The sequence below is a fragment of the Xanthomonas hydrangeae genome (assembly GCF_032697525.1).
Classification (GTDB): Bacteria; Pseudomonadota; Gammaproteobacteria; order Xanthomonadales; family Xanthomonadaceae; genus Xanthomonas; species Xanthomonas hydrangeae.
Window position 1 is genome coordinate 5255162 of the sequence record NZ_CP103836.1, and the last position, 19187, is coordinate 5274348.

Sequence of the window (19187 nt, forward strand, 5' to 3'; positions counted from 1 at the left end):
GCCGCTCAGGACAGCAGGCGATACAACAGGTAGAACGTCGCGGCCTTGGCAAAGACCACGCACACGCCAATGATCAGCGACTCACGCCGCGTCACGCACGGCACCAGAGAGTCGGTCCAGCGTGTCCTGCATCAGGCCGGCGTCGTCGGCTTCCACCGTCACGCGCACCACCGGCTCGGTGCCGGAAGGACGCAGAAACGCGCGGCCACGCCCCTGCACGGCGGCTTGCGCCTGCTGCAGCGCCTGCTGCACGCCAGCGGCTTCCACAATCGCCCTGGCAGCGCCGCCATCCAGACGCACGTTGATTGTCTTCTGCGGCACCTTGCTCAGGCTGCTCAAGGCCTGGCGCAGGCTCTGTCCATCGCGTCCCAGGGCCTCGAGGACCTGCAGCGCACTGACGATGCCATCGCCTGTGGTGGCGCGGTCCAGGCACAGCAGATGGCCGGAGGTTTCGCCACCCAGGGTGCCGCCACCTTCCACCAACGCCTGGTGCACGTAACGGTCGCCGACCTTGGCGCGCTGGAACGGGATGTTCAATCCAGCCAGCGCTTGTTCCAGGCCGTAGTTGGTCATCAGCGTGCCGACCACGGTGCCGGTGAGCCGGCCGCTGGCCTGCCATGAGCGGGCAAGCACATAGAGCAGATCGTCGCCATCGACCGGGTTGCCCTGGTCGTCTGCCATCAGCACGCGATCACCGTCGCCATCGAAGGCGATGCCGAGCTGCGCGCCACTCTCGCGCACCTTGGCGGCAAGATTATCGATATGCGTGGAGCCGACGCCGTCATTGATATTGAGCCCGTCCGGTGCGGCGCCGATGACCACCACGTCCGCACCCAGCTCGCGAAACAGCATCGGCGCGATGTGATACGTCGCCCCATGCGCGCAATCCAGCACCATCCGCAAGCCATGTAGGGTGAAGCCGCGCGCCACGCTGGCCTTGCAGAATTCGATGTAACGACCGATCGCATCGCGCGTGCGGATCGCCTTGCCCAGACGCTCCGATTCCACGGTGTGGAACGGCTCGTCGAGCGCGGCTTCGATCGCCGCTTCGGTAGCGTCGTCGAGCTTTTCGCCTTCGGCGGAAAAGAACTTGATGCCGTTGTCGTAATGCGGATTGTGCGAGGCGCTGATCACCACGCCGGCATCGGCGCGCAGGGTGTTGGTCAGGAACGCGATGGCCGGAGTCGGCATCGGGCCGATCAGCTGCACGTCGGCACCTGCGGCGACCAGGCCGGCTTCCAAGGCGGCTTCGAACATGTAGCCGGAAATCCGGGTGTCCTTGCCGATCAGCACCAGCGGGCGCTTGCTGCGGCCCTGAGTGAGCACGCGACCGAGCGCATTGCCCAGCCGCAGCACGAAATCGGCCGAGATCACCCCCTGCCCGACCCGACCGCGGATGCCGTCGGTTCCAAAATACTTGCGACTGCTCATGCGTTGCGGTGTTCCTGCCTACGGGTGGACGCACGCGCAGCGGCGCGTGCGACGGTGTCGCGCCAGCGCGCAACCACTGGCCTCATGCGGCCGCGTCCTGCGGATGCGGCTGACGCATCATCATCGCGGTCAGATCGGCGAGGCGGTCGCGCATGTCGCGGCGGTCGCAGATCTGGTCGATGGCACCGTGGTCGAGCAGGAACTCCGAACGCTGGAAGCCTTCCGGCAGGGTCTCGCGCACGGTCTGCTCGATCACGCGCGGGCCGGCGAAACCGATCAACGCATGCGGCTCGGCGATGTTGATGTCGCCCAGCATCGCGAACGAAGCCGACACGCCACCGGTGGTGGGATGGGTCAGCACCGAGATGTACGGCAGGCCCGCTTCGCGCAGGCGGCCGAGCGCAGCGGAGGTCTTGGCCATCTGCATCAGCGAGAACAGGCCTTCCTGCATGCGTGCGCCGCCACTGGCGGAGAAGCACACGAACGGGCAGCCGACTTCCAGCGCCACTTCGGCCGCGCGTGCGAAGCGCTCGCCGACCACCGAGCCCATCGAGCCGCCCATGAAGGCGAAGTCGAAGGCGGCGGCGACCAGCGGATTGCCCTTGAGCGTGCCGCGCATGGCGATCAGTGCATCGTACTCGCCGCTGCTCTTCTGGCTGGCCTTGATGCGCTCGCCGTAGCGCTTCTGGTCCTTGAACTTGAGCACGTCGACCGGGCCCAGTTGGGCGGCGATCTCGGTGGTCGCGGTGTCGGGATCGAACAGCGAGTTCAGGCGCGCGCGCGCGCGGATCGCCATGTGGTGGTCGCATTTCGGACACACCTCCAGGTTTTCCTCCAGCTCGGGGCCGTACAGCGCGCTGCCGCAATTGCTGCACTTTTCCCACAGGCCCTCGGGGACGCTGCGCTTCTTGGCCGGGGTGTTCTCGGTGCGGATGCCGGAGGGCATCAATTTGCTGAGCCAGCTCATGCGTGTATGACAATCCATGCAGGGCGGCCTTACGGGCCGCAGAGGGGCGTAAGTCTAACGCGCTGCGGGAAAAGCGAGGTAGCGCGGGGGATGAATGTGGAACTTGGTGGCAGTTCGGAGGGCTTGCTGCGAACTTGGTTCTAGGTGGTTGCGCGGGTGTTTGGAGTGAAGGTCGGTTGGTTGTGCTGCGCCTTCCTCTGGTTTACATGCACTTGTGTTTGCTTACGTGCACTTGTGGTTGGGAGACACGTGGCTTCGCCCGAACCCTCACCCCAACCCCCGCTCCGCGCCCCGGACCGCGCTTGCGGCGCGAGCGCTCCAAGGCACGCACGCCAGTGGCGCGCAAGCCGTGCCTTCTCGCCCCGCTGGAGAGGGGCTTGATCCCTTCTCCCGTCGGGAGAAGGTGCCCCGCAGGGGCGGATGAGGGTACGGGCGAAGCCACGTGCACGGAACGCGAGAGGGGCTTTGAGCTGGTTTCAGGGATGATCCAGTGCCTGGCGGAGCGGGGTCAGGAACGCTTCGGCGTATTCGCAGGCGGTGCGGACATCGGGGGCTTCGGCCAGGGCAGCGACCAGGGCGCTACCAACGACTACGCCGTCGGCATCCACGGCCATTGCGGCGGCGCTGGCCGCGTCCTTGATGCCAAAACCGGCCACCACCGGGGCGCCGGCACGCAGGCGCAGCTGGCGCAGGCGATCGCCCGCTGCGGTGGTGTCGAGCAGATTCGAAGCGCCAGTGACGCCGGCGAAGCTGACGTAATACAGATACCCCTGGGCGCTGCTGCACAGCATGTCCAGACGCTGCTCGCTGGTGGTCGGCGAGGCCAGCGCGATCAACGCCAGGCCGACCTCGGTGAAGATGGCGCGGGTCTCGGCGGCCTCTTCGGGCGGCAGATCCACCAATAGCAAGCCATCCACTCCGGCGGCGACGGCGGCCTCGGCAAAGCGCCGGGTGCCGTGGATCTCGATCGGGTTGAGGTAGCCCATCAGCACCACCGGGGTGGTGGGGTCTTCGCGGCGGAATTCGTGCACCGCTTCCAGCACATAGGCCAGGCCGGCACCACGGCCCAGCGCGCGCTCGGAGCTGCGCTGGATGGTGGGGCCGTCGGCCATCGGGTCGGAAAACGGCACGCCGAGTTCGATCACGTCGGCACCGGCACGCACCAGCGCATGCATCACCGGCACGATGGCCTCCAGCGACGGATCGCCGGCAGTGACGAAGGGAATCAGGGCCTTGCGGCCGGAATGGCGCAACGCGTCGAAACGCGCGGCGATGCGGTCGGGCAGACGACTCATGCGCACCCCTCCACCAACTGCACGGCGTCCCAGGTTCCCCAATACATCAATCTCACGCTGCCTTCTCCGGTTTCATAGCGAACCGCGAACCCGCTGTGCGGATCGCGCCAAGTCAAATAAAGATCGTTGCCGTCACCGTCGCCATCATGCTGCGGTTCGACGCGATAGCCTGCCGGCAGGCGCGCACGCGCAGCGGTTTCGCTATCGCCGATGGAAATGCCGAACGGACCAACCGTCGCAGCATCGGTGACGTCGAAGCGCACGACACGCCCGTCCTGCAGCATCATCGACACGCCGGCGGGAAGCAGCCCCGCCTCCACGTAGTCGCAGCTTTCGACCGGGCCGACGTTGAAACGCTTCCAGGCCGCTTGCGGCGCAAGCTCGGCAAAACGCTGGCCTACGCGTACCGGGCCACTGCGATCCAGCGCCGGCGCCGCCGCAGCGACGGCCAGCGCAGACGCAGACAGCAGCGCGACGCCGCCGACGAAGCTGCGCATGCGCCGTTCGATCACAGCACCAGACCCTCGCGCGCGGCGATGGTGTGCACATCCTTGTCGCCCCGGCCGGACAGGTTGCATAGGATCAACGCGTCCTTGGGCATCTCGCGGGCGAGCTTGATCGACTGCGCCACCGCATGGCTGGACTCGAGCGCGGCCAGGATGCCTTCGGTATGCGCCAGCAGGTGGAACGCGGCCATCGCTTCGTCGTCGGTGATGCCCTGATAGACCGCGCGGCCACTGTCGGACAGGAACGAATGCTCCGGACCGACGCCCGGGTAATCCAGGCCGGCGGAGATCGAATGGGTTTCGGTGATCTGGCCGTCGTCGTCGCAGATCACATAGGTGCGGTTGCCGTGCAGCACACCGGGGCGACCGGCTGCGATCGAGGCGGCATGGCGACCGGTGGCGATACCGTCGCCGGCCGCTTCGGCGCCGTAGATCTTGACGCCCGGGTCGTTGAGGAAGGCATGGAACAGGCCGATCGCATTGCTGCCGCCGCCGACGCAGGCGCTGAGCGCATCTGGCAGACGGCCGTAGTCTTCCAGCATCTGCGCGCGCGCCTCGCGGCCGACTATCGCGTTGAAGTCGCGCACCATGCGCGGATACGGATCCGGGCCGGCCACGGTGCCGATGATGTAGAAGGTGTCCTGCACATTGGTGACCCAGTCGCGCATCGCCTCGTTGAGCGCGTCCTTGAGCGTGGCCGAGCCGGAGGTCACCGGGATCACCGTCGCGCCGAGCAGCTTCATGCGGTAGACATTGATCTTCTGCCGTTCGATGTCGGTGGCGCCCATGTAGACCACGCACTCCAGGCCCAGCCGCGCGGCGACGGTGGCGCTGGCCACGCCATGCTGGCCGGCGCCGGTCTCGGCGATGATGCGGGTCTTGCCCATGCGGCTGGCCAGCAGGGCCTGGCCAATGGTGTTGTTGATCTTGTGCGCGCCGGTGTGATTCAGGTCTTCGCGCTTGAGCAGGATCTGCGCCCCGCCCACTTCGCGGCTCAGGCGCTCGGCGTGATAGATCGGACTGGGCCGGCCAACGTAGTGCTTGAGATCCTTGTCGTATTCGGCAATGAAGGTCGGATCCTGGCGCGCCTGGTCGTAGGCGGCAGACAGCTCCTGCAAGGGGCCGATCAAGGTCTCGGCGACGAACCGGCCACCGAATTTGCCGAAGTGGCCGGCAGCGTCCGGATAGGCGTAAAAGTCACTGATGGGCTGGGCCGACATGGAAATCCTCTGCAGCAATGCGGTCATACGAGAAGCACGCACTTTAGCGCAGCCAACCGGTGCGTTAAATCGATAAGATTGCCGCAACCTGTGATCTGGACTCACACAATGAGTTACCCGCTTCCGCCGCTGACGGCCTTGCGCGCCTTCGAATCTGCCGCGCGCCTGCAGAGCGTCAGCCGGGCTGCGCAGGAACTGCACGTTACCCATGGCGCCATCAGCCGGCATGTGCGCACCCTGGAGCAATTGCTCGGAACCGCCCTGTTCACCCGCCAGGGGCGTGGCCTTGTGTTGACGGCAGCGGGCACGCGTCTGCGCGATGCGACCGGTGAAGGCTTTGCCTTGATCGGCGAGACCTGGGCTGGGCTGTTGCGACGCCCCGGCAGCGAGACGCCGCTGGTGCTGGGCTGTTCGGGCAGTCTGCTGGCGCGCTGGGTCATTCCGCACCTGGGCCGGCTGCAGCAGGACCTGCCGGACGTGCGGCTGCATCTGTCGGCTAGCGAACAAGCGCCAGGCCCGGACCTGGATGGCCTGGATGCGGCGCTGCTGCTGGACACTCCGCCCTGGCCCGGCGAATGGCAGGTGCACGAGCTGGGCGTGGAATGGATCGGCCCGGTGCTGAGCCCGCAGCTTGCATCCACGACGCAGCTCGACGGAAACGACCCTACCGCCCTGCTCGATCACGCCTTGCTGCACACGCGCTCGCGCCTGCAGGCCTGGCCGGAATGGGCGCAGGCACATGGTGTGGCACCCGAGGCGCTGCGCTTCGGGACCGAATTCGAACATCTGGTCTATTTACTGGAAGCCGCTGCCGCCGGTCTGGGGGTGGCAATCGCACCGCAACCGTTGGTCACAGCAGATCTGGCCGCCGGACGCCTGCTGGCGCCCTGGGGATTCACGCCGACGCGCGGGCGCTGGGTGCTGTGCGCCGCAAAACGCAATCCGGATCCGCGGATCGAGCAGCTTGCAGGCTGGTTACGCGGTGCACTGACTGAAGATCAGGTGCAGACACCTGCAATAGATATCGCGCACGGCTAAGTGCAGCCATCAAGCAACCGCGTCGTTCAAGAAGCAAGCGGCTGAGCGATGGTTAGCCGGAAAGGCGAGCGACCAAGAACAATGTGTAGCGGCGACTAGCGCTCCAAAACAGCGGCACAAGCCCCGAGCTCCGCTTGCCTAATCCCTAATCCCTAGTCCCGAATCTCACGACATCTCGTGGCAATCGGCCCGGCGCACTTCTTCGACGAACTTGCGCATCATGTGGCCGTCCTTGATGCCGGGCGCCAGCTCCACGCCGCTGGACACGTCCACGCCCCATGGCAGCGTCGCCACGATGGCGTCGAACACGTTGTCGGCCGTGATGCCGCCGGCCAGCAGGAACGGGCGATGCAGGCCGGTCGGCAACCGCGACCAGTCGAAGGTCTTGCCGGTGCCGCCGCCTGCGCCGGGCGCATGGCTGTCGAACAGGAAGCCGGCTGTATTGGGATAGGCCAGCTGCAAGGTGCGCGCGTTGGCGTCTTCACCATTGACGCCGGTGCTGCCCATCGGCACGGCCTTGAGATAGGGAAGATTGAAACTACGGCAGAACGCGTCGTCTTCTTCGCCATGGAACTGCAGCAAGGTCGGGCGTACGGTGCGCACCACCTCGCGCACTTCTTCCTTGGAATTGTTGCGGAACAGCGCCACCACATCGACCATCGGCGCGGTGGCCTGCCGCATCGCGCGCGCCTCGGCCGGTGCCACGCGGCGCGGGCTGCCGTGCGCAAAAATGAAACCTACCGCGTCCACACCCAACTCGCCTGCCAGTCGAATATCGCCGGCGCGGGTCATGCCACAGAACTTGATACGGGTGCGGTACAGCGATCGATTCATTGGGTGACCTCAGCAGGCAGATGCCACTCTGCGGGATACAACGGCCCGACGAACACCAGGCCTTGTGGCGGCGCCGTCGGCCCGGCCACAGAGCGGTCGCGTCCGGCCAGCAACGTCGCGATCCAGTCGACCGGTTGTTCTCCGGTTCCGACCAGGATCAGCGAGCCAACAATATTCCGCACCATGTGATGAAGGAATGCATTGGCCTGGACCTGCATCTCCACCACTTCGCCAATCCGCTGCACGCTGATGGCCTGCAGGTTGCGGCGTGCATGCGGCGCCTGGCATTGCACGCTGCGAAATGCGTTGAAGTCGTTCTCGCCCAACAAGGCCTGCGCCGCTGTGTGCATGGCATCTGCATCCAGCGGGCGCCGCTCCCAGCTCAAGGTCTGCCGATACAGCGCGGGGCGTATCTGCCGATTGAGCAGACGATAACGATAACGGCGAGCACGTGCGGAAAACCGCGCATGGAAGTCGGCCGCCGCCGGCACGCACCAGCGCACCGCGATCGAGGGCGGCAGCCGCGCGGTGGTACCCAACGTCCAGCTGCGCGGGTCGCGGTGCGCGTCGCTGTCGAAATGCACCACCTGGCATTCGCCGTGGACGCCGGCATCGGTGCGGCCTGCGCAGATCACCTGTACCGGAGCATCGGCGACCGACGACAGGGCCGCCTGCAACCTGGCCTGCACCGTCGGCCCGCCGTGTTCGCCCAATTGCTGCCAGCCTTGAAACTCGCTGCCGTCGTACTCCACGCCCAGCGCGTAACGCATCGGAACCTGCCTGTTGTTGAATCGATTGAGTGTGCGGACCAAGCGCGGCCGGCAAAGCGTCGCGAGCGATCTTCAATGAGGGCACAAACCGCGCGCAAGCACCTCAGTGTGGGGAGTGGCGATACCGCACCGGGCACCGACCGCGCGCGCCTGACGCTGAGCGCAGTGGTTTGTCAGTCGCCCTGCGCGGCGGCGCGCTCGGACCACACCGCCAGCGTCGTGCCACCGGGCTCCCGGAAATGAAATCTGCTGCCGCCCGGGAAGCCGAACACCGGCTTGACGATCTCGCCACCTGCGGCACGTATACGCTCGATCACTGGCGCCAGGTCGTCGGCATACAGCACTACCAGCGGACCCGCTTCGGCCGCTGCCGGCGCAGTGGCACGGTAGAAACCACCGTCCAGGCGCCCGTCGTTGAAGGCCAGGTAATCCGGGCCATAGGCCTGAAATTGCCAGCCGAAAACCTGTTCGAAAAACGCGCGACTGGCGTCCGGATCGATCGAGGCGAACTCCACGTAATCGATGCGACGCTCGCGTGCGGCACGCTCGTCTGCGGCAAGGCTGTCCATGGCCGGGCTCATGTCAGCTGCTCCAGCAATTCGGCCGCTTCGGCACGAGTAGCCTCATCGCCGGTGGCGGCGACTTCCAGCAACAGTCCGCGTGCGGTGTCCTTGTCGCCCAGATCCATATAGGCCACTGCCAGCTCCAGCCGATCGCGGCCTGCGGACGCGAATTCCCTGTACGTCTGTGCGTCAGGCGCGGCGGGAGCAATGGGAGATTGCGCGAAATCCAGGCTGTCCTGGGTGGCAACCGCTGCAGACGGCGCGACTGGCGGAAGATCGCTGATTGCGTGCTCCGGCTCCGGCTCCAGTTCCGGCGCAGGCGCAGGCGCTGGCTCAACGTACTCCGGCACAGCCACCGGAACCGGCGGCGTTGCACGCAACGACCGCCAATCCTCGCTGGTGACCACGACCGGCGCAGGCGCTGGCTCAGACAGCAGCGGCTCGCGGCGCAACACTTCCGACAGCGGCTGCTGCGCATCGTAAGCGCGCTCGTCTTCGCGCAGATTGGCCTGCTCGAATTCGGTCTCGTGCACCACGTCATATTCGCTGGGCTGGGTGGCGAGCTCGGCATCCTGCGGCTCTTCCGTCTCGGCTGCAGCACCCACCGGCACGAAGTCGAACTGACGACGCGGCAACGGCGGCAGCGGCGAGGGTTTGCGGCGACGCGCAGCCAGCCATGCGACCACGGCCGCAACGATCAACACCAGCCCGCCAATCAACCACAGCGGGAAACCGCCGCCCTGCTCCGCCGCAGCCGGCGTCTCCGACAGGCGCTTCTGCGCGGCGGCCAGATCGGTGTTCTTCATTGCGATCAAGGCTTGCTGTTGCTGCTTGAGTTTTTCCAGATCGGCCACGCGCGTGCGTAGATCCTGCAATTCGGCATCGCGGGTGGCGATGTCTTCCCTGGCCTGTTGCAACTGTTGGTTGGCCGCCATCTCGCCCTCGCCTTCGGCACTGGTGCCGGACGTGGCGCCGGCGGTGTTGGTCTGACTCGCCACTGCCGGGGCGATCTCGAGCCGCGCGCCGGCCCCCGCAGTGGTGGGCGCAGCAGGTGCTGCGGCTGTAGGCGGTGTCGCGGCAGCCGCGCCGGCGTCGGCCGGCTGCGGAATCGCCGAACGCGCCTGCCGCCATTGGGCGGCCTGCTCGCGCACCATCACCGCCGCTTCGGCCGCACCGACCTGGGCCAGCGCCTCTTCCTGCGGCGTCCGCAGCACCGCGCCCTGCTTCAAGCGATTGATATTTCCGCCGATGAAGGCCTCGGGGTTGGTCCGCAACAGCGCCAGCATGGTCTGATCCAGCGAATGCCCGCTGGAGCGCGCCACTGCGGCGGCGATTTCCGACAAGGTCTGGCCGGAGCGCACCGCCGGCAATGCATCGCCGGCCTGCGCGGCAGCGGCGGGGCTTGCACCGCGGCGTGCAGTTGGTGCGGTAGCGGCAGTGTTTTGATCGGCGCCTGCGGCAGCCGGCGTCGACACCGGGGACTGGCGGAGGATTGTATTGTTGGCACCGGCGCGTGGCGCCTCGATGGCCGGCCCGGCGATCGCAGCAGCGGTGTTGGGCGCATCGACCAGCGCGGAATACTCGCGCACCAGACGCCCCTGGCCCCACTCCACTTCGATCAGGAAGTTGATCGCCGGCTGGTCGACCACCTGGCTGCTGGTCACGCGGATCACCGCACGCCCGCGCGCATCCTGCGCGAACTGGAACTGCAGGCTGCTGACCAGGCCCTGCGGGCGCTCCAGGCCAACCCGCGCGAAGGTTGTCGCCGATGCCAGCGCCACACGGGCGTTGTCGAGTTCGCCCGGTTCGTTGGAGATGACCGGAATCTCGGCCACCAGCGGTTGCCCAGGCCTGGACAGCACCCTGATATCGCCCAACCCTAACGCCATGGCGGTGCCACTGCAGACCATCAGCAGCAACGCACCTATCGCTTGTATCGGACGCATCGCGCCCCCGCCCCTATGTTTCATGGGCATCAATATAGCCGCTGAATGAGCGAAAAAGTCGGCCGCCTCGCGCGGGGGTGCACATGCCGTCGCGATGCGGCATCCATGCAGCAGGCCATCGGCAGCGTATTGGGTAGGAGCGCGCTTGCGCGCGACGAGGCATCGCTGGGAAAGCTCCGTCTCGCGCCAGCGCGCTCCTACTGACGAGCGTGCTCAGCCTTCCTGTGCGACCAGCTCGGCCAGCTGCACGGCGTTGAGCGCGGCGCCCTTGCGGATGTTGTCCGAGACGATCCACAGATTCAGACCGCGCGGATGCGACAGGTCTTCACGGATACGGCCGACGAACACCGCGTCCTTGCCGGAGGCGTGCGTGACCGGGGTCGGGTAGCCGCCCGGCTTGCGCTCGTCCACCACTTCGATGCCGGGCGATGCTTCCAGCAGCGCGCGCGCTTGCTCGGCAGTGATCTTGTCGCGGGTTTCGATCGCCACCGCTTCGGAGTGACCGTAGAACACCGGTACACGCACCGCAGTCGGATTCACCATGATCGTCTCGTCGCCCAGGATCTTGCGGGTCTCCCAGACCAGCTTCATCTCTTCCTTGGTGTAGCCGTTGTCCTGGAAATCGTCGATGTGCGGGATCAGATTGAAGGCGATCTGCACCGGGAAACGCTGCGGTTCGATCTGCTGGAAGCCCAGCAGTTCGCTGGTCTGCTTGCCCAGCTCTTCCATCGCCGAACGCCCGCCGCCGGAGACCGACTGATAGGTCGCCACATTGATGCGCTCGATGCCGTACTTGCGGTGGATCGGGCCGAGCGCGACCAGCATCTGCATGGTCGAGCAATTGGGGTTGGCGATGATGCCGCGCGGGCGCTGCTTGAGCGCTTCGGGATTGACTTCCGACACCACCAGCGGCACATCGTCGTCGTAACGGAACGCCGAGGAATTATCGATCACCACCGCGCCGGCAGCGGCGAACTTGGGGCCGTATTCCTTGGACACGCTGCCGCCTGCGGAGAACAGCGCGATATCCACGCCGGTGGGATCGAAATCGGCCAGATCCAGCACATCGACCTTGCCGCCGTTGAACTCCACCTGCCCGCCGGCCGAACGCGACGACGCCAGCGCATACAGGGTGGCGACCGGGAAGTTGCGCTCGGCCAGGATGCTCAGCATGGTCTCGCCGACAGCGCCGGTGGCGCCCACGACCGCGACGTTGAAACGACGGTTTTCGTTGCTCATGAGATTGTCTTTATCGAAAGAGGAAAGAGGGGAACGCGCTTGCGCAGTGGGTTCGGGGAACCTCCAAAGCTGGCCGCGGAGGTTCCCTATCGTTTGGTCGTGGTGGTTTTGATCGCGCCGGTTTTGATCGCTTCGCCAGCGCTCGCATCCATGTGCACGCCGCCCTGTTTGGCAGCGGCCACTGCATCGGCATTCAGTGCGCTGGGCGGACGGCCGGCATTAGGGCCTTGGCCGAGCGCAGCGATCAGGTTGTCCACCGCCAGCTGCACCATGGCGCGGCGCGTTGCCAGGCTGGCACTGCCGATATGCGGGGTCAGCACCACATTGTGCAGAGCGAGCAGCTCGGGGCGAACCACCGGCTCGCCCTCGTAGACGTCCAGCCCGGCGCCGGCCAGGCGTCCATTGGCGAGCGCATCGGCCAGCGCGATTTCATCGACCAGGCCGCCGCGCGCGATGTTCACCAGCGTGGCGGTGGCGCGCATCTTGCCCAGCGCTGCAGCATCGATGATGTGGTGCGACTGCTTGGTGTACGGCAGCACCAGGGCCAGGTGATCGGACTGCGCCAGCAAGGTGTCGAAATCCACGTACTGCGCGCCGAGCACTCGTTCGGTCTCGGCCGGCAACTGGCTACGGTTGTGATACAGCACGCGCATGCCGAAACCGTGCGCACCGCGGCGGGCGATGCCCTGCCCGATCCGGCCCATGCCCAGAATACCGAGCGTGCCGCCGTGGATATCGGCGCCGAGCATGGTCTTGAACGACCACTGCCCCCACTGCCCATCGCGCAACCAGCGCTCGGATTCGGTGATGCGGCGCGCGGTGGCCATCAGCAACGCGAAGCCGAGATCGGCGGTGGTTTCGGTCAGCACGTCCGGCGTGTTGCTGGCCAGGATGCCGGCCGCACTCAGCGCGTCGAGATCGAGATTGTTGTAGCCCACACCGACGTTGGCGATGGCGCGCAACTGCGGTGCGGAGGCGATTTCCGCCACGCCGATCCGCTCGTTGAGGGTGATCAAGGCACCGTCCAGCGATGCCAGTCGCGCGGCCAGGTCAGCCGGCGAATAGGCAGTGACGCGCTCGGTGGTGGTCAGCTCGAAATGTTCGCCCAACTGGGCGACGACATCGTCGAACAGCGGCTGGCTGACCCACACCTTGGCGCGCCGCGACTCAGACATCGAGCTGACCGGGAATACGTGGCGACACCTCACCCACATCGCCGCATTGGGCGCGATGACGCAAGGCCTGATCCATCAAGACCAAGGCCATCATCGCCTCGGCGATCGGCGTGGCGCGAATGCCCACACAGGGGTCATGGCGACCGGTGGTGATCACATCTACCACGGCGCCCTCGGCATCCACCGTCGCGCCGGGCAGGCGCAGACTCGAGGTCGGCTTGAGCACCATCGAGGCAGTGATCGCCTGGCCGGTGGAAATGCCGCCCAGGATGCCGCCGGCATGGTTGCTGAGAAAGCCTTCCGGGGTGATCAGATCGCGGTGTTCGGTACCCTTCTGCGCAGCGCTGGCAAAACCGTCACCGATCTCCACGCCCTTGACCGCATTGATGCTCATCAGCGCGGCAGCCAGTTCGGCATCGAGCTTGCCGTAGATCGGCTCGCCCCAGCCCGGCGGCACGCCTCCGGCCACCACGTCCACGCGCGCGCCGACCGAATCGCCGGACTTGCGCAGCGCATCCATATAGGTTTCCAGCTCCGGCACCTGCTCGGCATGCGGCCAGAAGAACGGATTGTCCTCGACCGCAGTCCAGTCGAACCCGGTCGGACGGATCTCGCCCAGTTGCGATAGGAACCCACGCACCAGCACGCCGTGGCGCTGCTTGAGCCACTTCTTGGCGATCACGCCGGCAGCCACACGCATGGTGGTCTCGCGCGCGGACGAACGCCCACCGCCACGCGGGTCGCGGATGCCGTACTTCTGCCAATAGCTGTAGTCCGCGTGCCCGGGGCGGAACTGCTGGGCGATGTTGCTGTAGTCCTTGCTGCGCTGATCGGTATTGCGGATCAGCAGGCCGATCGGCGTGCCGGTGGTGCGGCCTTCATAGACGCCGGACAGGATCTCGATGGCGTCGGCTTCGCGGCGTGCCGAGGTGTGCCGGCTCTTGCCGGATGCGCGCCGCTGCAGATCGTGGGTGAAGTCTTCCGGCGCGATTTCCAGGCCCGGAGGGCAGCCGTCGATCACGCAGCCGATCGCCGGCCCATGCGACTCGCCGAAGGTGGTGACCGTCAACAGGCGGCCGAAACTGTTACTGCCCATTGCGGCATCCTCTCAACATTGCAGCAGGTGGCATGGCGCGCAGCAGGCGCGGCAGATGACGTGCCGCCACCAGCATCGGCGCCACCGCGAACACGCCGCTGAACACCAGCAAAAACACATCCAGCCCGTGACGCCCGCTGAGCAGCCAATCGGCAAGCAGATACAGCGCAGCGCCGACGCCGACCAGCAGGCCCAGTGCCACGACCAACGTACGGCGCCGATGCGCGTGCAATGTCGCATCCGAACTGACCACCACGATCCAGGCCGAGACCAGGCCGAAAAACGCCATCAGGCCAAAACCGATCTCCGCCGCCGCGCTCATCCAGCGCTGCTGCCAGGGACCGCCGTACATCGGGTCGAACAGGCGGTACACCACGTCGAGCAGGCCGAGCGGAATGCCGACACCGAAGATGGACACCGGCACCAGCAACAGCAGATCGCTCAACTGCGGGCGCGGCGTGGACCACTCAGCGCGCACTGGCCAGCTCGGCGATGCGCGCGCCGTGCGCGATCAGCTCGCGGCATTCGACCGCGAAGATGCCCATCTGCCCGACCTTGAACTCGACCCAGGCCAGATCCACTTCCGGCAGCAGCTTGATCAGGTGCTGCTCGGACTCGCCCACTTCGCAGATCAGCAGACCGTCCTCGCTGAGGTGCTGCGGCGCATCGCGCAGGATCTTCAGCACCAGATCCAGGCCATCGTCGCCCGCGCGCAACCCCAGCTCCGGCTCGTAGGAATACTCCTGCGGCAGCGCGTCGGTTTCGTCGTTGGTGACATACGGCGGGTTGGTGACGATCAGGTCGTACTGGCGGCCGCCCAGCCCGGCGAACAGGTCGGACTTGAGCAGGGTGACGTTGTCGGCATGCAGGCGCGCCTTGTTTTCGGCGGCCAGTGCGAGCGCGTCGTCGCTGATGTCCACGCCGTCCACGTCCCACTGCGGGTTGTAGTGGCCCATGGCGATGGCGATGCAGCCCGAGCCGGTGCACAGGTCCAGCGCACGGGTGACTTCGCGGCCGCCCAGCCAGGGCTCGAAGCCGGCTTCGATCAGCTCGGCGATCGGCGAGCGCGGCACCAATGCGCGCGCATCGCTCTTGAAACTCAGGCCGGCAAACCAGGCCTCGCCGGTCAGATACGCCGCCGGCACGCGCTCGCTGATGCGGCGTTCGAACAAGCCCAGTACCTGTTCCTTTTCCGAGCGCAGCAGACGCGCCTGGCCATAGGCCGGGCCCAGATCGTGCGGCAGGTGCAGGCTGTGCAGGACCAACTGGGTGGCCTCGTCCAGCGCATTGTCGTAGCTATGGCCGAAGGTCAGACCGGCTGCATTGAAACGGCTGGTGCCGTAGCGGATCAGGTCGATGATGGTGTGCAGTTCGTCGGCCGCGGCGGCAGTCATGGCAACAACTAAAGAGGAATCGGCCCACGATTATAGAGGTCGGATCGGTATCATGAGCGTCCGTTGCACTGGAAACCGCCATGTTCAATCGCAATACCGGCATCGTGCTGCTGGTGGCGCTGGCCGCCGGCCTGGGGCTGTTGCTGGGCCAGAAGTTCCTCGGCGCCGCGCCCAGCTCGCCCTGGCCGCCCACCCGGACCATCACCTTTTATCCGCAACCACGCACCCTGCCGCAGTTCAGCCTGCGCCAGTCCGATGGTACCCAGCTGGTGCCCGGTGAGCTGAAGGGGCATTGGACGCTGGTATTCCTCGGCTTTACCTTTTGCCCGGACGTCTGCCCCACCACCTTGACCGATCTGGCGGTGGCACAGCAGCAGTGGGCAAGCATTCCGGATGGGCTGCGCCCGCGCGTGCTGTTCGTGTCGGTGGACCCGCAGCGCGACCCGCCGGCACGCCTGGGCGAATACGCGCATGCGTTCCACAAGGACACTTTGGCCGCCACTGCCGACGTGCCGGCGCTGGAGCGCTTCGCCACCGCACTTGGCTTCGTGTTTCAGAAGGTGCCGGGCAAGGGTTTTGCGGACAATCCCAATGACTACAGCATGGATCACTCGGCCGGCATCGCCGTGCTCGACCCGCAAGGCCGCCTGGCCGGCCTGATCCGCCCCCCGCTCGACCCCAAGGCGATTGCCGCCGACCTCCAACAGCTGACCAAGGTAACCGCTCCGTGAGTCTCGTCACTTCCCTGACCTACGTGCTGCCGCACCGGTTGCTGTCCTCAATGGCGCGTGCGCTGGCCTATTCCGAGACACCATCCACCAAGCAATGGTTGATCGACACGGTGACGCGCAAGTTCGGCGTGGACCTGAGCGAAGCACTGGAACCGGACCCGCGCGCCTATCCCACCTTCAATGCGTTCTTCACCCGCGCCCTGAAGCCGGGCGCACGCGTGCCCGATGCCGATCCTGCGGCGCTGCTGATGCCTGCCGACGGCCGCATCAGCCAGCTCGGCCCGATCGAGAACGGCCGCATCTTCCAGGCCAAGGGGCAGTCGTTTACCGCTGCCGAACTGCTCGGCGATGCCGAGGCCGCGCTGCCGTTCAACGACGGGCTGTTCGCCACGGTGTATTTGTCGCCGAAGGATTACCACCGCGTGCACATGCCGTGGACCGGCACATTGCGCGAAACCGTGCACGTGCCCGGCCGCTTGTTCAGCGTGGGCCCGGATGCGGTACGCAACGTGCCGCGCTTGTTCGCCCGCAACGAGCGTCTGGTGTGCCACTTCGACACCGACTTCGGCCCGATGGCCTCGGTGATGGTGGGCGCGCTCTTGGTGTCCGGCGTGGAGACGGTGTGGAGCGGCGTGGAGATTCCGCGCTATGGCGATCACATCACGCGCAAGGATTATCGCGGCAAGGGCATCGTGCTGGAGCGGTTTGCGGAGATGGCGCGCTTCAATTACGGGTCTACTGTGATCGTGCTGCTGCCGCCAGGTGTCGCCAAGCTCGATGGTGGACTTGCTGCGGAGACAGCGGTTCGTTTAGGACAATCGCTCGCACGTCGCCAGACAAGCTGATTACAGCGGCGCGTGACACCTCCGGCTTCACACCCAACGCGGCAATCGGCGAATGCGGCGAGCGACTCCGCCGCTGTAGGAGCGGGCCTGACGCGACGGGCATTCTCGATGACGTTCGTGCACCAGCGAGATTCACTCCGAATGCGGCGATCGGCAAATGTGGCTAGCGATGCCGTTGTAGGGGCGGGCCTGGCCGCGATGAGGCATTCTCGATGACGTTCGGGCGCAGGCGCGTTTCGCACTCCCAGCCTCCAATTTAGAGCGTGCCCGCCCACCCTAGAGCTACCGGGACGGCTTCATCGCGGGCAGGCCCGCTCCTACAGGAGCTGGGTCCAGCCCGCAGCTCGCCGACGCGATACCGCTTCCGCAAGTCAGCGATCGCAGCCCGCCAGCTTGATGCTCTGCCCCGGCTTGAGCGCATAGCCCGGCGCCTTCAGGCGATTGGCCTTGGCCAGCTCCTTGATCTCGCACTGGTACTTCTGCGCGACGCGGCCGAGCGTGTCGCCCTTGGCGACGGTGTAGCTGCGCGCCTGCTTGGCCTTGGGCTTGGCGACGACCGGCTGGCCGGTGGCCACGGTGGTCGGCACGCCGGCCATCGGGCTGACATCGCCTACTGCCACGCTGGGCACGTACTCGGGGGCGCCGCTGCTGCGCACGATCGCACTGTTGAGGTCGGCAGTGATCAGCGTGCGCGCCAGATCCGCACGCGGGCCATTGACGCAGTAGCGCGTGTACAGGCTGGCGATGCGGTTGGTGGCATTGATGACAGTGCCGGCCGGAATCCAGCCATCGGATTCATAGCGCGGATTGAGATTGCGCAATGCACGCATATAGCCGTCGCGCGTCCCCATGCTGCCCAGACAAATGGTGAGTTCGTAGATGGTCGTCGACTTGGCGAGCTTGAGCGTGGCCGGCTGCGCGTCGAGCTTGGCGAAATCCACGCCGTACTGGCGCGGATGCAGGAAGATCCAAGCTGCGGCGATCACCATCGGCACGTAGTCCTTGGTTTCGGCCGGGAACTGGTTGTACACGTCCTGCTCCCAGAACCCGCGACCGCCGCTCTGCGAGAACACGCGCGCTGCGCGGCCCTCGCCACCGTTGTAGGCGGCCAGCGCCAGTTCGATGTTGCGGTTGAGCCCGGCCATGCGCTCGTTGAGGTAGGCGGCGCTGGCTTCGGCGGCACTGCGTGCATCGAAGCGCGTGTCGAAGCCGGTGCCGTCCGGGCCCAGCCCGAAGCGACGCCCGGTGGCCGGCATGAACTGCATCAACCCGGCCGCACCGGCGCGCGAGCTAGCGTGCACCTTGCCGTTGGATTCCTTGGCCATGATGCCGAACAGCAGCGCTTCGGGCAGGCCGCGTTTCTGCCATTCCGGCCACATCACCCCGCGCAAATTGCTGTAGTTCTCGTAGCTGGTCAGCAACGCCGGGCGCATGTCGGTCAGCCAGCGGCGGATGCCGGCCTGCACCGCCGGGTTGTACTGCACCATCTTGTCGAAATCGTGGCGCTGGTCGTTGAGCAGGGTGGCCGCACGTGCGGCTTCTGGCACGCCGTTGTTCGCCGGGCCGAGATGATCCGGGTCGGCCTGCAGCAAGCTGTCGTCGTCTTCCGGGTCTTCGGCGGCCGGGGCCTCGGCGTCGGCGCGCGCCTTCAGCAGGCGCTTGTAGGTGGCCAGCTGATTGGCGACCAGGCAGCCGCGCTGCTTGATGCAGGCATCGATGACGTCTTCCATGTCCTCCAGCGCGGCATCGCCTTCGGCAGTGCCCTTGGGGTCGGAGTTGTTCACCAGCACCAACGCATCGCGATAACGCTTTTCGGCGGCGGCCATGCGGGCATCGAGCACGGCCGCCTTCTCCGTGTCGCGTTTGGAAATGGCGTGGGCAGCGGGGACGACAGACATCAGCGCCACCAGTGCCAGAACCGGCCATGGGCGCAAAGCAAAATGAGCGAGCGGCATCGTAGGCAGTACAGCGGAAAGGCAGGCAGGGTAGCCGCCGGGGCGACACCGGGGCAAGGCGGCACCGCCGGCAGGGTCAGTGGGCCGTTAGATTGATCGATGGATTAGGTGGTTGGAATGGCTGCTGGCTGGTTCCGTGAGTCGCGCCCGTTGCTCCTGCGAGTTGCCCGGCGGCATGGCTC

General features: G+C 66.3%; 18 protein-coding genes. 3 read left to right on the top strand and 15 right to left on the bottom strand.

Features of this window, described 5'->3' with window-relative positions; all coding sequences use genetic code 11:
• Positions 1-81 precede the first annotated feature (81 nt).
• From glmM to trpB, 5 genes are all read right to left on the bottom strand, one after another.
• Positions 82-1431, bottom strand: a complete 1350-nt coding sequence (glmM, locus tag NYR97_RS22220; RefSeq protein ID WP_316695837.1) for a phosphoglucosamine mutase — start codon at positions 1429-1431, stop codon at positions 82-84.
• An 82-nt stretch (positions 1432-1513) separates the two neighbouring features.
• On the bottom strand, positions 1514-2398 hold the full coding sequence (accD, locus tag NYR97_RS22225) for an acetyl-CoA carboxylase, carboxyltransferase subunit beta (protein ID WP_316695838.1): 885 nt from the start codon (positions 2396-2398) through the stop codon (positions 1514-1516).
• Positions 2399-2874: 476 nt separating this feature from the next.
• On the bottom strand, positions 2875-3693 hold the full coding sequence (gene trpA, locus NYR97_RS22230) for a tryptophan synthase subunit alpha (RefSeq protein WP_316695839.1): 819 nt from the start codon (positions 3691-3693) through the stop codon (positions 2875-2877).
• Complete coding sequence (locus NYR97_RS22235) at positions 3690-4205, bottom strand: hypothetical protein (RefSeq protein WP_425613017.1); 516 nt, start codon at positions 4203-4205, stop codon at positions 3690-3692. The genes trpA and NYR97_RS22235 overlap by 4 nt, the downstream gene beginning before the upstream one ends.
• Positions 4202-5419 (bottom strand): tryptophan synthase subunit beta, encoded by a 1218-nt coding sequence (trpB, locus tag NYR97_RS22240; protein ID WP_316695842.1) that lies wholly within the window; start codon positions 5417-5419, stop codon positions 4202-4204. Before trpB ends, NYR97_RS22235 begins: the two co-directional genes overlap by 4 nt.
• A 108-nt stretch (positions 5420-5527) precedes the next feature.
• Between trpB and NYR97_RS22245 the strand changes: the two genes are divergently transcribed.
• Entirely contained in the window at positions 5528-6457 is a 930-nt protein-coding gene (locus NYR97_RS22245) for a LysR family transcriptional regulator (protein WP_316695844.1), read from the top strand.
• Positions 6458-6622: 165 nt separating this feature from the next.
• On the opposite strand, the gene NYR97_RS22250 is transcribed toward NYR97_RS22245, so the two are convergent.
• From NYR97_RS22250 to prmB, 9 genes are all read right to left on the bottom strand, one after another.
• Positions 6623-7291, bottom strand: a complete 669-nt coding sequence (locus NYR97_RS22250) for a phosphoribosylanthranilate isomerase (RefSeq protein ID WP_168957723.1) — start codon at positions 7289-7291, stop codon at positions 6623-6625.
• Positions 7288-8061, bottom strand: a complete 774-nt coding sequence (gene truA, locus NYR97_RS22255; protein WP_205394356.1) for a tRNA pseudouridine(38-40) synthase TruA — start codon at positions 8059-8061, stop codon at positions 7288-7290. Before truA ends, NYR97_RS22250 begins: the two co-directional genes overlap by 4 nt.
• Before the next feature lie 173 nt (positions 8062-8234).
• Positions 8235-8642 carry a VOC family protein gene (locus NYR97_RS22260; RefSeq protein WP_316695846.1) on the bottom strand — a complete coding sequence of 136 codons (408 nt, stop codon included), beginning with the start codon at positions 8640-8642 and terminating at the stop codon, positions 8235-8237.
• Positions 8639-10570 (bottom strand): type IV pilus assembly protein FimV, encoded by a 1932-nt coding sequence (locus NYR97_RS22265; protein WP_316695847.1) that lies wholly within the window; start codon positions 10568-10570, stop codon positions 8639-8641. The genes NYR97_RS22260 and NYR97_RS22265 overlap by 4 nt, the downstream gene beginning before the upstream one ends.
• Positions 10571-10783: 213 nt before the next feature.
• Positions 10784-11809: an aspartate-semialdehyde dehydrogenase gene (locus NYR97_RS22270; RefSeq protein WP_205394353.1), complete on the bottom strand. Its 1026-nt coding sequence runs from the start codon at positions 11807-11809 to the stop codon at positions 10784-10786.
• 86 nt (positions 11810-11895) lie between these two features.
• Positions 11896-12984, bottom strand: a complete 1089-nt coding sequence (locus NYR97_RS22275; RefSeq protein ID WP_316695850.1) for a 2-hydroxyacid dehydrogenase — start codon at positions 12982-12984, stop codon at positions 11896-11898.
• Complete coding sequence (gene aroC / locus NYR97_RS22280; RefSeq protein WP_316695851.1) at positions 12977-14080, bottom strand: chorismate synthase; 1104 nt, start codon at positions 14078-14080, stop codon at positions 12977-12979. Before aroC ends, NYR97_RS22275 begins: the two co-directional genes overlap by 8 nt.
• Positions 14070-14558, bottom strand: a complete 489-nt coding sequence (locus NYR97_RS22285; protein ID WP_316695852.1) for a hypothetical protein — start codon at positions 14556-14558, stop codon at positions 14070-14072. The genes aroC and NYR97_RS22285 overlap by 11 nt, the downstream gene beginning before the upstream one ends.
• The gene (gene prmB, locus NYR97_RS22290) at positions 14548-15474 is read right to left on the bottom strand and encodes a 50S ribosomal protein L3 N(5)-glutamine methyltransferase (RefSeq protein WP_316695854.1); all 927 of its coding nucleotides are present in this window, start codon (positions 15472-15474) and stop codon (positions 14548-14550) included. Before prmB ends, NYR97_RS22285 begins: the two co-directional genes overlap by 11 nt.
• 80 nt (positions 15475-15554) lie before the next feature.
• Between prmB and NYR97_RS22295 the strand changes: the two genes are divergently transcribed.
• The gene (locus NYR97_RS22295) at positions 15555-16205 is read left to right on the top strand and encodes an SCO family protein (protein WP_316695855.1); all 651 of its coding nucleotides are present in this window, start codon (positions 15555-15557) and stop codon (positions 16203-16205) included.
• On the top strand, positions 16202-17050 hold the full coding sequence (gene asd / locus NYR97_RS22300; protein ID WP_316695856.1) for an archaetidylserine decarboxylase: 849 nt from the start codon (positions 16202-16204) through the stop codon (positions 17048-17050). The genes NYR97_RS22295 and asd overlap by 4 nt, the downstream gene beginning before the upstream one ends.
• Positions 17051-17421: 371 nt before the next feature.
• Here the strand turns inward: asd and NYR97_RS22305 are convergent, their stop codons facing one another.
• Positions 17422-19005 (bottom strand): transglycosylase SLT domain-containing protein, encoded by a 1584-nt coding sequence (locus NYR97_RS22305; RefSeq protein ID WP_316695857.1) that lies wholly within the window; start codon positions 19003-19005, stop codon positions 17422-17424.
• Between the last annotated feature and the right edge of the window lie 182 nt (positions 19006-19187).